Below are 14,047 nucleotides of genomic sequence, written 5' to 3' on the forward strand. Positions count from 1 at the left end.
TGGAAAGCGGCAAAACAACAATAGTAGAAGTTATCAAACAAAATGAGCCAGGTGAAAGAGTGCCTATTTGGCTAATGCGTCAGGCTGGCAGGTCTCTTCCTGAGTACCGCAAAGCAGTGGAAAATATGAATAATTTTATGGAGATATGCTACAACACAGATTTAGTGACAGAATTGACGTTACAGCCGGTGACAAGATTTGACGTGGATGCGGCGATAATTTTTTCAGACATTTTAATAATAGCTGATGTTTTGGGTTGTGACGTGAATTTCCTGCGCAATGTGGGCCCGAGAATAAAACCTATAAAGAATCCTAAAGAATTGAGAAGTCCACAAGACATTGAAGCTAAAATTTTACCAATTCTAAACGCTATAAAGAAAGTCAGAAGTCAGCTATCAAAAAAAAAGCCTCTTATAGGATTTGCTGGTGGCCCATGGACAGTAGCTTCATATATCATAGAAGGTGGAAGCAGCAAAACTTTTTCCAAAGTATTAAATTTTTACCCTTCGTATTTGAAGGAAGTAATTGAACGAATAACGGAAGCAACGATTATTTATCTAATTAAACAGATAGAATTTGGAGCAGATGTTATTCAGCTATTTGACAGTAATGCTGGTGCATTATCGGAACCATTGTTTAAAGAATATGTTATCGAACCAACAAAGAGAATTACCTTGGCAATAAAGGATAGATTTTCTGATTTTCCAATAATAGGATTTCCAAGGTCTGCTGGAAATCTTTATAAGGATTACTGCGAACAAACAGGTGTATCTGCAGTAAGTATAGATTATAATGTTCCAATAGAATGGGCGAAAGCGAATCTAAAAATCCCTCTACAAGGAAATCTTGATCCTAATCTTTTAGCCTATAATAAAACGGAAGCAATAAAAGAAGCAAAACGTATAATAGATTGCTTTAGAGATTCACCCTTCATATTTAATCTCGGACATGGAGTACTCCCTGATACTCCAGTTGAAAATATCACTGCGTTGGTGAATTTGGTAAAAAGCTACTAATACAATACACAAAATTCCTAGCTTTTTTGCTGTACAGGGTTTATCATTTGAATTTAGCTTCAGTAAGATATGTCAGACCTTGCAAAAAGAATGTCCCTAATAAAACCATCACCTACGATTGCTGTAACTGATAAGGCAAATAAGTTGAAAAATGAAGGAAAAAAAATCTGTGTTTTAGCTGCAGGAGAACCGGATTTTGATACTCCAGATCATATAAAAAAAGCAGCTATTCAAGCAATAAGTGAAGGTAAAACTAAGTATACTGCTGTTGATGGAACGCGTGAGCTGAAAGAAGCAATAATTAATAAGTTAAGAGGGGATAATAACCTCGAGTACACGTTTAACCAAATCTGTGCTGGTACTGGCGCTAAGCAGGTGTTATTCAATTTGTTTATGGCAACAATTAACTCTGGAGATGAAGTTATTATTCCAGCTCCTTATTGGGTTTCATATGTTGATATGGTAAATCTTTTTGGGGGCTTACCAGTTGTAGTGGAATGCAAACAAAATTTTAAACTGACAGCGGAATTATTGAAAAGCAGGATAACTAAAAAAACTAAATGGTTAATTCTTAACTCACCGAACAATCCTGCAGGAGTTGTGTACACATATGATGAATTGAAAGACATAGCACAAATATTGCTTGAATATCCACATGTGAATGTCGTTACAGATGATATTTATGAGCATATAATATACGACGAAAAGTTTTTTACTATCGCTCAGGTTGAGCCAAAGCTTTACAACAGAGTTTTTGTAGTCAATGGAGTGTCAAAAGCCTATGCAATGACAGGCTGGAGAATAGGGTATATTGCAGGTAGAAGTGATGTAGTAAAAGCTATCTCTACGCTGCAGTCTCAGAGCACTTCTAACCCAAATTCGATAGCGCAAGCAGCAGCAGCAGCAGCATTAAACGGTGACCATAGTTTTTTGAAAGAAAGAACAAGGATTTTTAAGAGTCGTAGAGATTTTATGGTGAAAAAGCTAAATTCTGCTCCGGGATTATCAGCATCCATTCCGCAAGGCGCATTTTATTTATTTGTCTCGTGTGAAGGATTGCTCAGTAAGAGTACAAAAAGTGGTAAAGTAATAAATAATGATCTTGATTTCACTGAATACCTGCTAGAGGATCATTTAGTTGCTGTGGTTCCAGGAATTGCGTTTGGTCTAGAGAATTTTATCAGAATTTCTTATGCAACCTCTCAGGAACAATTAGAAATTGGATGTGATAGTATTACTAAAGCGTGCCAGGAGTTAAAATGAAATAGACTATCCATAAATTACCCATTTCACCGCGTCAAAAATATTCACTAAGGTTATCTTGAATGTTCTAACTTGTATTTTTCTATGGAAGGCGTTTTTATTGAGTGAGCAAGTGTCTTTCTAATATTGAATTCCTCATTTTTTTCATTTCGTTGCAGTAAGTTAATGTTATTTATTTTATTTACTAAATCTTTCCCTTTCTCCAGAGTCTTTAAATCACTTTCGTTAATGTGATGTTCATTGTAAAATTCTGCAACAATTTCTTTTCTTTTCGGGTGAGTATTTAAAAATTCCGACACCTGATGTTTAGCAACAGCTTGAATAAATTTCTTATTAAATCTTGAATCGTTATATAGATTTTCCAAACTTTTGTCATAATGTTTTGCTTCGTTTATAGTGAGTTTTATTATCTCTTCTATGCCACTTAGAAGTTCCCTATACAATTTGTCATATCTATTGCCTGACACATGTGTAGCGAATGTTTGTTCAATGTATTTTGTTATGTAATTTTGCAATGTATTATCTATTGTGCTTATGTTCATCAACCTACCTCAATGTTATATTAACTATTTTACATGTAGAAAGGTTAATATTGAGTTAATAGGGTACTTCTGAAGTCAAATTTTACTGAAAATTATGATATTTAAGATATAATTGTCAACATGAAATAAAAACATAAACAAAATGGATCTTGTAAAAAAAGTGAAGCTCAAGATAAAGATGAATAAGGGCAAAATCATAAATGTACTTATCATTTGTGGTGTAATTTTTTTCATATACCTTATTCATGAGCCAGTTGTAGATATGGTAGAAAAAATTGTAAGTAAAATAAAAAGTCTCTTTTAAAAATTGCAAAAGTAAAATAGACTTTTTACATTACCCTCTGCCATACCAATCTGGAATCTAGAAGATTTAGTTAATATGTATAGTTGCTTACGCTAGTTATCTATATTAAATTTCAATAGATCGAAATAAATATTTATAAAATTTTGATAAATATTTATTTTGTTTTTTATAACTAAAGTATCTATAATCCTAAATTTTAGCTGAGATTCATGTTGCAGAGGAATTTTTTAATCTGGTTGTTGGCGTCACTGTTTTATGCGTACCAATATATATTACGCGTAATTCCAAACATAATTGCGCCTGGATTGATAACAAAATTTAACATAAGTATTGCAGATGTTGGCCAGTTTGGCGGGTTATACTATATAGGCTATACGCTAGCTCATATACCTATTGGTCTTTTCCTCGATAGATTTGGACCAAAGTTTGTTTTGCCTATTTGTATTATCTTAACATTTACCGGAACATTACCACTTATATGCTTTGATGAGTGGTATTATTCAATACTTGGCAGAATAGTAGTTGGAATTGGGTCATCCGCTTCAGCAATTGGGCTTTTTAAAGTTGCAAGCATGTATTTTGCGCAAGAAAAATCAGCAAGAATGGCTAGTTTATCCATAATTATAGGAACTTTGGGGGGGATATGTGGCGGATTACCGTTAGACTTCTTACTCAATAAATTTGGCTGGAATTATGTTATCTATACCTTCTCAGCATTCGGATGTTTACTTGCTCTGTTACTGTTCTTAGTAACGCCTGAAAGCAATGCTCAGCAGGAAAAAGTTAGCATTAGAGACTTAAAAAACATACTTCTCAACAAGCATATTATTCTAATTAGCTTTTTTGGTGGACTCATGGTCGGTCCAATGCAAGGTTTTGCCGATGGTTGGGCGAAAGCATTCTTTTTTGAAGTATATGAAATGAATGAAGACTTGGCGTCTTCTCTCTCTTCCGTAATATTGATAGGAATGTTAACAGGATCATTCTTTTTGGCTTATTTATTGGAAAAGTATAAAAATAAGCATTATGAAGTAATAATTTCATGCTCATTTGCAATGATTGCCGGTTTTCTATTACTTTTTACTCAGATTGGTGGCTTGTATGTTGTATTACCTACGCTTTTTATTATCGGCTTTGCATCTGGATATCAGATAGTTACCATTTACAAAGCGATAAGTTATGTAAATAATAACTTAGTAGGCTTAGCTACATCTGTGTCAAACATGATAGTCATGGGTTTTGGCTATTTTTTTCACACTGGGATCGCAAAAATAATAGATTTGTGTTGGGATAAAACAGTAATACAAGGAAATCCTGTGTATGGTGCTGAATTGCTGATAAAAGCAACATCTATTATTCCTGTATGTTTGCTAATAGCTGTTTTTGGGCTCTTATGGTTAAAAAAGCAGGACAAGCAGTCTTAAAATTGCTTGTGCATCTTAAAATTAAAGCGAGGTTTGATCTATGATAAGTGTTTTAAAAAAAATCTGTGGCTCTAAAAATAATTTAAAGTCTTTTGATAACGAGGTTTATCAATCTATAGAAAAAGAATTACAACGCCAAAAATCACAATTGCAATTAATTGCATCAGAGAATTTTGCAAGCAAAGCGGTAATGGAGGCACAAGGCTCTTTTCTGACTAATAAATATGCAGAAGGTTATCCAGGCAAAAGGTATTACTGTGGTTGTGAGCATGTGGACAAAGTTGAAAGTCTGGCTATAGAAAGACTTTGTAAGTTATTTGGTGTAAAATTTGCAAACGTTCAACCTCACTCTGGTTCTCAGGCAAATCAAGCAGTGTTTGCTTCACTACTTGCTCCAGGCGATACAATACTTGGATTATCGCTTAATTGCGGTGGACATCTAACTCATGGTGCGGCACCAAGCCTTTCTGGTAAATGGTTTAAGTCAATTCAATATGCAGTTAACAAAGACACTTATCTGCTCAATATGGATGAGATAGAAAAGCTGGCGCTGGAGCATAAACCAAAATTGATCATAGCTGGTGCTTCTGCTTATCCAAGAAAAATGGACTTCAAACGTTTTCGCGAAATTGCAGATAAAGTTGGTGCTTATTTGCTTGCAGACATTGCCCACTATGCAGGGCTTATTGCAGCGGGCGAATATCCATCCCCTGCTGAATATGCACATGTTATGACTTCCACAACTCACAAAACTTTGCGTGGTCCTCGCGGTGGAGTAATAATGACGAACGATGAAGCATTGCATAAAAAAATTCAATCTGCAGTTTTTCCAGGATTGCAGGGCGGGCCACTTATGCATGTGATAGCTGCAAAAGCTGTTGCATTTAAAGAAGCATTAGCGCCAGAGTTTAAAACTTATAGCAAGAAAGTCGTGGAAAATGCGAAAGTGCTGGCTCAAGAATTGCAAAAGCATGGACTTGACATTATAACCGGTGGCACTGACTCTCATATAGTGCTAGTTGACTTAAGATCGCAGAAATTAACTGGAAAAGACGTTGTAGATAGCCTTGAGAGGGCTGGCATTACCTGCAATAAAAACTCTGTACCATTTGATACAGAGAAGCCGACCATCACTTCAGGGCTCCGTTTTGGCACCGCTGCTGAGACAACACGCGGACTTGAGGCAGAAAATTTTAAAGAGATAGCCAGCCTAGTAAATGAAGTGGTTCAGAGCGGAAATAGCTCAAGTGTCGAAAAAGCAGTAAAAACTAAAGTTGAAAGGATTTGTAGTAATTTTCCTATTTATTAATTTATGTGGCGTTATCCAAGTAGCTGGTAGAAACAAAAAAACTTCCTTGACAAGCTTCGCCAGCCCCCTTATCATGAGACTGAAGCTATTTATTTATCTTCTCTGTACAGATTAAATGACAAAAAAACTCACGTATCTGGCGTATCATGTTTAATTTTTTGCACTATGTGCACCTTATGTCTTTATAAAATTTCTACCTACATAAGCTGAAACGCGCTTATAAAGCGTTTAAAACATAAAAAAACGCCAACTTAAAAAATGGATAGTGAATAACTAGCTACCCTAGGGTTTCTTTTGCCTTTTTTTCTGTTTAGTAAATTTCTTAACGTTTATAATTTAGGTTAGTTGCATTTAAAAGCAGCTGAATCGCGGTTATTAAGTGTTTAGAATAAAAAAACGCCATACTTGAAAGTATAATGTAAGTAATTAGCCAACCACGGGGCTTCTTTTGCCTTTTTTTTCGTTTGGTAAATTTCTTAAATATTTATGGCTAAAAGAGAGGTGTCATTCCAGTACTCCTTTTTTTGTCATCCCAGTGCCCAGACACTGGGATCCAGGAATTTTATTAAGTTGGTAAGCATAAAAGTAGCCGTTTTATGTTAAAATACAACATTTTGATGATTATGAAAAGGCTGGATTCCAGCGTCACGCGCTGGAATGACATTGTAGGGTGTTATCCCAGTCCTTTTTTCCGTCATCCGAGGACCGTATGACGTCATCCAAGTAGCGTGACTACTTGCTGTATTACCAAGTCCAATTAAGTGCAGCATCATCACTTGGTGGAATTTCAAAGGATGGTTGTGATATTTCCTTTTGTACAAGTTCTTTAACCTGTTCCTTTGTTACATTAATTGTAAAACTTGGGTCAGCAATTATTTCAGCAGCTGTTGGTGTCATCCCTTTTGCGGCTAAGAAAGCCTTTGCTGTTTGATTGCTTTGAGCACCATACTTATTGTCAGTAGAGTTATCAAGGAATCCTCCTAATTTTTCCACTAAAATTGATTTGGTGCCATCTTGTGCATTAAATATAGCTTCGGCAACATCTTTCGCTGTAGCTTTTGCTGAAAGTTCTGAAGTTTTAACAACTTTGTCTGTGAGTTTGCCTAACATAGCATTTACACCAGCTTCGGTTACATTAGAACCATCAATTTTAGCGACTTGGTTAGCTGGTGCAAGTTTGCCTAGCATAGCAATTACGCCAGCTTCCTCTACATTAGAACCATCAATTTTAGCAACTTGGTCATTTCCTTTGAGTTGGCTTAAGATAGCTTTAGCACCAGCTTCGGTTACATTAGAACCATCAATTTTAGCGACTTGGTTAGCTGGTGCAAGTTTGCCTAGCATAGCAATTACGCCAGCTTCCTCTACATTAGAACCATCAATTTTAGCAACTTGGTCATTTCCTTTGAGTTGGCTTAAGATAGCTTTAGCACCAGCTTCGGTTACATTAGAACCATCAATTTTAGCGACTTGGTTAGCTGGTGCAAGTTTGCCTAGCATAGCAATTACGCCAGCTTCCTCTACATTAGAACCATCAATTTTAGCAACTTGGTTAGCTGGTGCAAGTTTGCCTAGCATAGCAATTACGCCAGCTTCCTCTACATTAGAACCATCAATTTTAGCAACTTGGTCATTTCCTTTGAGTTGGCTTAAGATAGCTTTAGCACCAGCTTCGGTTACATTAGAACCATCAACATCAGCTTTTTTTGCCAATTCATCATCTACATTTTTTTGAGTGTAAACGTCTGCAGTATTAGCTTTCTTTTTCAGCTCATCATCCACACCTTTTTTAGTATATATACCAGTAGAACCATTATCTTTTGCTAATTCTGGTACTAAAACATCCACAACAGCTTTTTCTGCAACTTTTGTTCCAAGATCTGCAGTTTTAAGAAACGCAGTATCTGCTGCTGTTTTAGTATAAACTTTCTTAGTATCATCAGTACCAACTGTTGCAAGAGCAGGAACTAAAACATCCACGACAGCTTTTTCTGCAACTTTTGTTCCAAGATCTGCAGTTTTAAGAAACGTACTCCCTGCTTCAGTTTTAGTGTAAACTTTCTTAGTATCATCAGTACCAACTGTTGCAAGAGCAGGAACTAAAACATCCACAACAGCTTTTTCTGCAACTTTTGTTCCAAGATCTACAGTTTTAACAAATGCAGTATCTGCAGCAGTTTTAGTGTAAACTTTCTTAGTATCATCAGTACCAACTGTTGCAAGAGCAGGAACTAAAACATCCACGACAGCTTTTTCTGCAACTTTTGTTCCAAGATCTGCAGTTTTAAGAAACGTACTCCCTGCTTCAGTTTTAGTGTAAACTTTCTTAGTATCATCAGTACCAACTGTTGCAAGAGCAGGAACTAAAACATCCACGACAGGTTTTTTTGCTACTTCTTCTCCAAGTTTTGAAGTTTTCAAAACTTTGTCTGTAAGTTTACCTAACATAGCATTCACGCCAGCATCAGTTGCATTGTCACCAGCAACATTAACTTTGGTAGTGAGATCAGAAACTTTAGCAACTTTCTCGTTTGCTGAGAGCTTATCTAACATAGCTTTCACACCAGCATCAGTTGCGTTGTTACCATCAGTTTTAACAAAAGCAGTATCTGCAGCAGTTTTAGTATAAACTTCATCAGTTGGAGCAGCTTTAATATATACCTTATTTGTAAAATCAGAAGAAGCAGTTATAGCATCCACAACAGGCTGTTTTACTACTTCTTCTGCAAGAACTGATTTACCAGGCGTACTACCCTCTATGGTAAGTAATTTTCCTAAAGCTGTTGCTAAACCGTTTACTGTGTACTCTACTTCAGATTTACCATTTGGTTTATATGCTACTTTAAGATCACCTGTGGTTATATCCAAAGTATATTTATTACCCGTATTATCTTCTAAAGCTATAATTTTGACCTTACTTAAATCTGTTGTTGTTGTTCCTGCAGCACTTTCAAATTTTAAACTAGCCGGCATATCACCCTCCGTTAATTACAAAAACCATGGTATGCATGAAAATGGTATAATTTTCGTTAATGCTAGATTTTACATAAGATTTATTTGAGGTTTTTACTTTAGAATTCTTCTCTTGCCATCCCAGTTCCCTCTCCTGTCATCCGAGTACTTGGATCTCATTTCGTAACTTTATAGTATAAATTATTTCAAATTGTATCTATTTGCAAGTATATAAATATAATAATTTTGCATAAAAAATTAGATCCCAGTGTCACGCACTGGGATGACAAGGGAGGGAGGCACTGGGATGACACCGAAGGGGCTACTCGCATGACAGCTAGCCTGACAACCGTCATCCCGCTACTTGTTAGCGGGATCTATGCTAAGAGATACCGCGGCGGTATGACGTAGGACTGCTGTCATTCCGCTACTTGTTAGCGGCTGAGATACCGCGAATGAATCGCGGTATGACGGTTAAGTATTCCGCTGCTTGTTAGCGGCTGAGATACCGCGAATGAATCGCGGTATGACGTAGGGAAACCTTTCTTGGGTTAGCTATAGATATAGGCCGAGTTGTGGTCGTGATAAATGTGGTCGCTTGTGTAATCAAACATTTTCACAAAGCCATTCTCTAGATAAAGATTATATTCGTGATGTTGATCTGATAATACAATATTATCTTGCTCCCCTAAATTGAAATGACTTGAATCTGACAGCAATTCGTAATTTGGATTATCTATTTTACTAATGCTGCTTATTACTTTGCCATTACCACTTGATATAGCTAAACTATAACTATCACCATCCTTCATTATCTTGATGGACACCTTATCCTCAGGTAACACTATAAGCTTCTTTGTGCCACTATCGTGGATTACGAATTTGCCTTTTTCAAAATAGTATTTGTCTTCCGGCAAAGCACCAACCTTGTATTCTGATGTGTGCAGTTTGTTCCAAAAATCTAACACAGATTGCTTTTCTGCTCCTTCCGCTCTATCATACAAGGCTTTCACATCATTATAATCTATGGTTACATTTGCCTTGTGCTTCCCTTCTGAGTCCTGCTCGCGACTCTTTTCTATTTTGAGAATTGTGTCTTTTAATACTACCTGTTCTTGCTCTTTCTCCTCCACTGAAGCTGTTCTTTTCGTTCTTGTTAAACTTTGTGATGGAATTGGCTGATCAGACTGCATTTCACTATTGTCGTTTGATACAGTTTTCTCTTCAGCAACTTGTGCAACAACATTAGTAGTACTATGAACTTCTGTCTTAGTTTCACTTACCTGCCCTTTTGGACTTTCGGTTTGTTTCTCTTTTGTGAATATTCTCTGATAGTCCGTGTAGCCTCTATTAGTATCACCGATATCGCCATCACCTTGATCGAAAGTTATTTTTTTACTTCCATTCCCCATGTCCTCAATTTCAACTTGAGGAGAAACAGATGCTAGGAAATCGTTATAACTGTAGTTGTAGTCAGCAGAAAAGAATATTTTCTCTTTGAAGTTATGGAAGTTATTAGATAACATTCCAATTTCTTCATCACCATCAAACAATTTTACTTTAGTGAAATATGTTTGATCTTTTATTCTAACTATTTCACCACTGGAGTTTCTTTGTATGTGGTAATCATTTGGGTCGTACTTTATAGCAAAAAGTTTGCCAGAGCCATATTTCTCTAAGTTTATAGGGCCCACATTTACATGTTTATGGGAATGATCTCCCTTCTCATATTCATGTGCAAATACTGGGTCAATATATTTGTATTCGTCTGGTATGCCACTGTATTCTCTTCCTTTAGAATCAGACGGTGCTAATTTATATTGTCCATCCTTTTGCACTAACTTTAGATGAGTAATACTGCTCGGTAATTGAAACCTTACGTTTGCTCCGTGGTCATGAATGAACAAGTTACTTTCATTTATAACTTCACCTCTTTCATTTTTCACCTCTTCAGTAATATAGAAGCCCATATTTTTGAATGCATGTAGATTTTCGCCTCCTTGCTTTACAACCGCTTCGTATACATCGTCGTCTGTCCTATCTGTTCCCTTATTATCCAGTAATTTTCCTTTTTCCACGATTACTCCATTTGCCTTTTGCTCATCAGAATATTGTGCATGCTTTGAATCCTGATGATTCAAAATTTTGGTACCTCTAAGGAGTAGAGAATCTAAATCTTTTTGGATGTGTCCAGTGCTAGGATGCAACAATTCATTTTCATGTAAATGCGCTTCATCAAAGTATTCATCGCGTTCAACTGTTCTGCCGTCTATTAAAGAAGCTTTGTAATGACCGTTTTCTTTTGTAACTGCCATATAAGCACCACCATCATATTGAGTATTTAAGTTGTGCAATATATCCTCAAAAACAAAAGTTTCTTTAGTTTGGCCTTCAACTTGCTTAAAAAATCCTGATTCGCTCGATAATTCTCCAAGCTTTGTATTTCCGTCATATATGGACAGCGCACCCTTATTTCCATGACCAAGAGCTTTGATAGAGAAAATCTTACCTTCTTGTAGGTCAATATGATTTGTACCTCTTATCAAGTTTAAATCGATATTGATCATTTCTTCTAACATCTTTTCTACGTCGATGTTCTGAGTTGACTTTAACTGTTTTGAACCAGTGCTTATCATCTCATCGAGCAAGGATTTTTTCAATTCTTCATATCGAGAGGAAGAATTAATGAAATTATGTTGTTCCAAAAGTTTTTCACGAGAAATCTCTTGTCTATGGTATTTTTCACCTACTTCATTGGATTCCTTGAGAATCTGCTCATCCAGGGCTTTTAATGCATTATCATAAACTTTCTTTAAATTCTCATCATAATTTGACAATGTCCTTAAAGCCTGATTTTTATACTCTAAGCTGTTTTGATATTCATTACCTTGTTGATCAGAGTAAGTTAGTTTATCCTGTCCATCAGAAGTTTTGATTACCTTTAAGAAATGATATTCCTTTGATATATCGAGGTTATCATTTGTTGCCCTATTAACAGCACGAGCATAATCATAAAACGACACATGTTCTACAGAAGAAAAACTTCCAACGTTTTCTCCATCCATTTTTTCTATATTTGCTTTATAGTAGGATACGTTTTTAATTTCTCCACCCAATATTTCCTGACCAGTTGCTATAAAATCTCCTTTTGTAACTTGCAAAGCGTTGAGATGTTCCATTGCAGTTTCTGTATCATTCTCAGCAAGCCAACTTTTGAAGTCAGCATCATGTCCTTTTATGTCTTTCAAGAAACTTTTTGACTCATCTGAGTTACCTTGACGTAAAGCATCTAGGTAGTCTCTTAATAAACTAGGATCTTTTTCCTGTAAGTACATTATCAACGCATGACCTGTTTTATAAACCAGGCTATTTGCTTCGCTGTCCTTTGAATATTCTAAACTTAAAATTTTATCTAAATCCAAATTTGCAGCTTCAGTTTTGTCGATACTTGATCCTTGAGAATTGAATTTATGATCTGAATGATGCTCAAAGTAATCTGCAATTCCTTCCATTAATACTGTAGGTAGGTGCTTACCTCCTGTAGCCAAGTAAGTTAAACCATGTGCAAATTCATGCTGAAGGTTATGAACGCCACCTTGCTGATAGACATACATTTCAGCAAAAACATCAGCTTCCCCTTTGTAGTAACATTTACCACCCTCATCTCCAAGGTAAGAACCGAAACGCTCGCTTCCGCCAAGGTGAGTGTAATCATCCTTGTCATCAAACATATAAATTTTAAATGTTTGTTCTGAGTTGCTGTGTTCTAACTTGAATGTATCTTTAAAACTAGTAGCTGTTTCTTTTATCTCACTTTCAATTGTTGCAATTTTACTTGCTCTTAAATTATGAGAATAAACTTCTACTTTAATATTTAAATCTTTAACTTCTACAACATGTGGCGAATTAAACCCTTTGCCGTTATTGTTAAAGTATTCTTCTTTAGTTATATTTTTATTTATTTGTTGATTGATTGTCATAATTCTAACCTCTAATTTATTAACTCTTCAAATATGAGGTGATCTCTACTAAAAAAGTATGAATTTTCATATTGGCATAATCTATATCTTAGTGAAGAAATATAAGTAATTAATTTAATATGAACAATATAAGATATAGCTTGACTACAAAAAAATCTAGATTCTAATGTCACATTGAATAGGGTAAGAATTTAAAAGCAAATTGACTTTCATTCCACCAAAGCACTATACTAAAACCACGATGGGTAATTAGCTCAGTTGGTAGAGCACTTGCTTGACGTGCAAGCGGTCGCTGGTTCGAACCCAGTGTTACCCACGTTTTTGTTTATGAAAAGATTTTATATGACAGCAGTGCATAACGGTAAACACTCAGCAGCACAGTCCAAGCGCTTAATCTATTCCATAATAATAGTTGCGATAACAATGTTTATGGAAATAGTAGGTGGAATAATTTCACATTCGCTTGCTCTACTATCAGATGCAGGGCATATGCTCACTGACCTCTTTGCCTTAGTTTTAAGCTGGTTAGCACACAAATTTTCAGCTAAGAAATCTGATTTGCAGAGATCATACGGGTATCATCGGTTGCAAATAATTGCAGCATTTGTTAATGGTTTAACTTTATTCTTCATTGCAGTAATTATTATAATTGAATCAATAAAGAGGTTTATTTTTCCAGTCAATGTTGAGTGGAAAGTAATGTTAATAATTGCTACACTCGGTCTTGTCTCTAACATAATAGTCTTTTTTATATTACATAGTAAATGCGAGAGCAATATAAACATAAAAAGTGCTGTACTACACGTTATAGGAGATATTTTAGGTTCTGTAGCTGCTATACTTGCATCCATAATTATCATGCTTACCGGGTGGCAAATGGTGGATCCGATTTTATCGGTATTTGTCAGTGTAATCATTTTGAATAGTGGCTACAAAATTCTAAAGAATTCTTGCCACATACTTCTTGAAGGTACACCTGAAGGGATATCTACTGAGGAAATAAAAAGTAAGATCACATCAGAATTACCTGAAGTGATAGATGTGCACCACATACATGCATGGTCACTGTCTGATAATTATTTTATAATTACCATGCATGCCAAAGTAAAGCAAGATGCACAACACACTGATATTTTGTATGAGATAAAAAAAATACTACTAAATAGGTTCGAGATAGCACACTCTACAGTCGAGATCGAATACGATGAGTGTGCGGATAATAAAATACTTAAACATTGACGTTTTAAATTATTATGC

The 14,047-nt window shown here is 35.7% G+C and carries 8 protein-coding genes and 1 tRNA gene; 6 read left to right on the top strand and 3 right to left on the bottom strand.

The genetic code is table 11. The features are described 5' to 3' along the window. Window positions 1-74: 74 nt before the first annotated feature. Together hemE and ABWU58_RS00010 are read left to right on the top strand one after the other, a co-directional pair. Window positions 75-1,016, top strand: coding sequence for a uroporphyrinogen decarboxylase (hemE, locus tag ABWU58_RS00005; protein ID WP_410542056.1), 942 nt, complete (start codon window positions 75-77; stop codon window positions 1,014-1,016). 69 nt (window positions 1,017-1,085) lie between these two features. Continuing rightward, window positions 1,086-2,279 carry a pyridoxal phosphate-dependent aminotransferase gene (locus ABWU58_RS00010; protein ID WP_353283195.1) on the top strand — a complete coding sequence of 398 codons (1,194 nt, stop codon included), beginning with the start codon at window positions 1,086-1,088 and terminating at the stop codon, window positions 2,277-2,279. 53 nt (window positions 2,280-2,332) lie between these two features. On the opposite strand, the gene ABWU58_RS00015 is transcribed toward ABWU58_RS00010, so the two are convergent. Further along, on the bottom strand, window positions 2,333-2,821 hold the full coding sequence (locus ABWU58_RS00015) for a hypothetical protein (RefSeq protein ID WP_253307381.1): 489 nt from the start codon (window positions 2,819-2,821) through the stop codon (window positions 2,333-2,335). 513 nt (window positions 2,822-3,334) lie between these two features. Between ABWU58_RS00015 and ABWU58_RS00020 the strand changes: the two genes are divergently transcribed. Both ABWU58_RS00020 and glyA read left to right on the top strand, forming a co-directional pair. Further along, entirely contained in the window at window positions 3,335-4,549 is a 1,215-nt protein-coding gene (locus ABWU58_RS00020) for an MFS transporter (RefSeq protein ID WP_353283196.1), read from the top strand. A 40-nt stretch (window positions 4,550-4,589) separates the two neighbouring features. After that, window positions 4,590-5,858, top strand: a complete 1,269-nt coding sequence (gene glyA, locus ABWU58_RS00025; protein ID WP_353283197.1) for a serine hydroxymethyltransferase — start codon at window positions 4,590-4,592, stop codon at window positions 5,856-5,858. Window positions 5,859-6,602: 744 nt separating this feature from the next. Here glyA and ABWU58_RS00030 read toward each other — a convergent pair. Together ABWU58_RS00030 and ABWU58_RS00035 are read right to left on the bottom strand one after the other, a co-directional pair. After that, entirely contained in the window at window positions 6,603-8,831 is a 2,229-nt protein-coding gene (locus ABWU58_RS00030; RefSeq protein ID WP_353283198.1) for a hypothetical protein, read from the bottom strand. A 530-nt stretch (window positions 8,832-9,361) separates the two neighbouring features. Then, complete coding sequence (locus ABWU58_RS00035) at window positions 9,362-12,790, bottom strand: peptidase M2 (RefSeq protein ID WP_353283199.1); 3,429 nt, start codon at window positions 12,788-12,790, stop codon at window positions 9,362-9,364. A gap of 243 nt (window positions 12,791-13,033) precedes the next feature. On the opposite strand from ABWU58_RS00035, the gene ABWU58_RS00040 reads away from it, so the two are divergent. After that, window positions 13,034-13,106: transfer RNA gene (locus ABWU58_RS00040), tRNA-Val, on the top strand. 11 nt (window positions 13,107-13,117) lie between these two features. Next, window positions 13,118-14,029, top strand: coding sequence for a cation diffusion facilitator family transporter (locus ABWU58_RS00045; protein ID WP_353283200.1), 912 nt, complete (start codon window positions 13,118-13,120; stop codon window positions 14,027-14,029). Window positions 14,030-14,047: the final 18 nt, after the last annotated feature.

It is taken from the genome of Wolbachia endosymbiont (group A) of Pogonocherus hispidulus, assembly GCF_964028195.1.
Classification (GTDB): domain Bacteria; phylum Pseudomonadota; class Alphaproteobacteria; order Rickettsiales; family Anaplasmataceae; genus Wolbachia.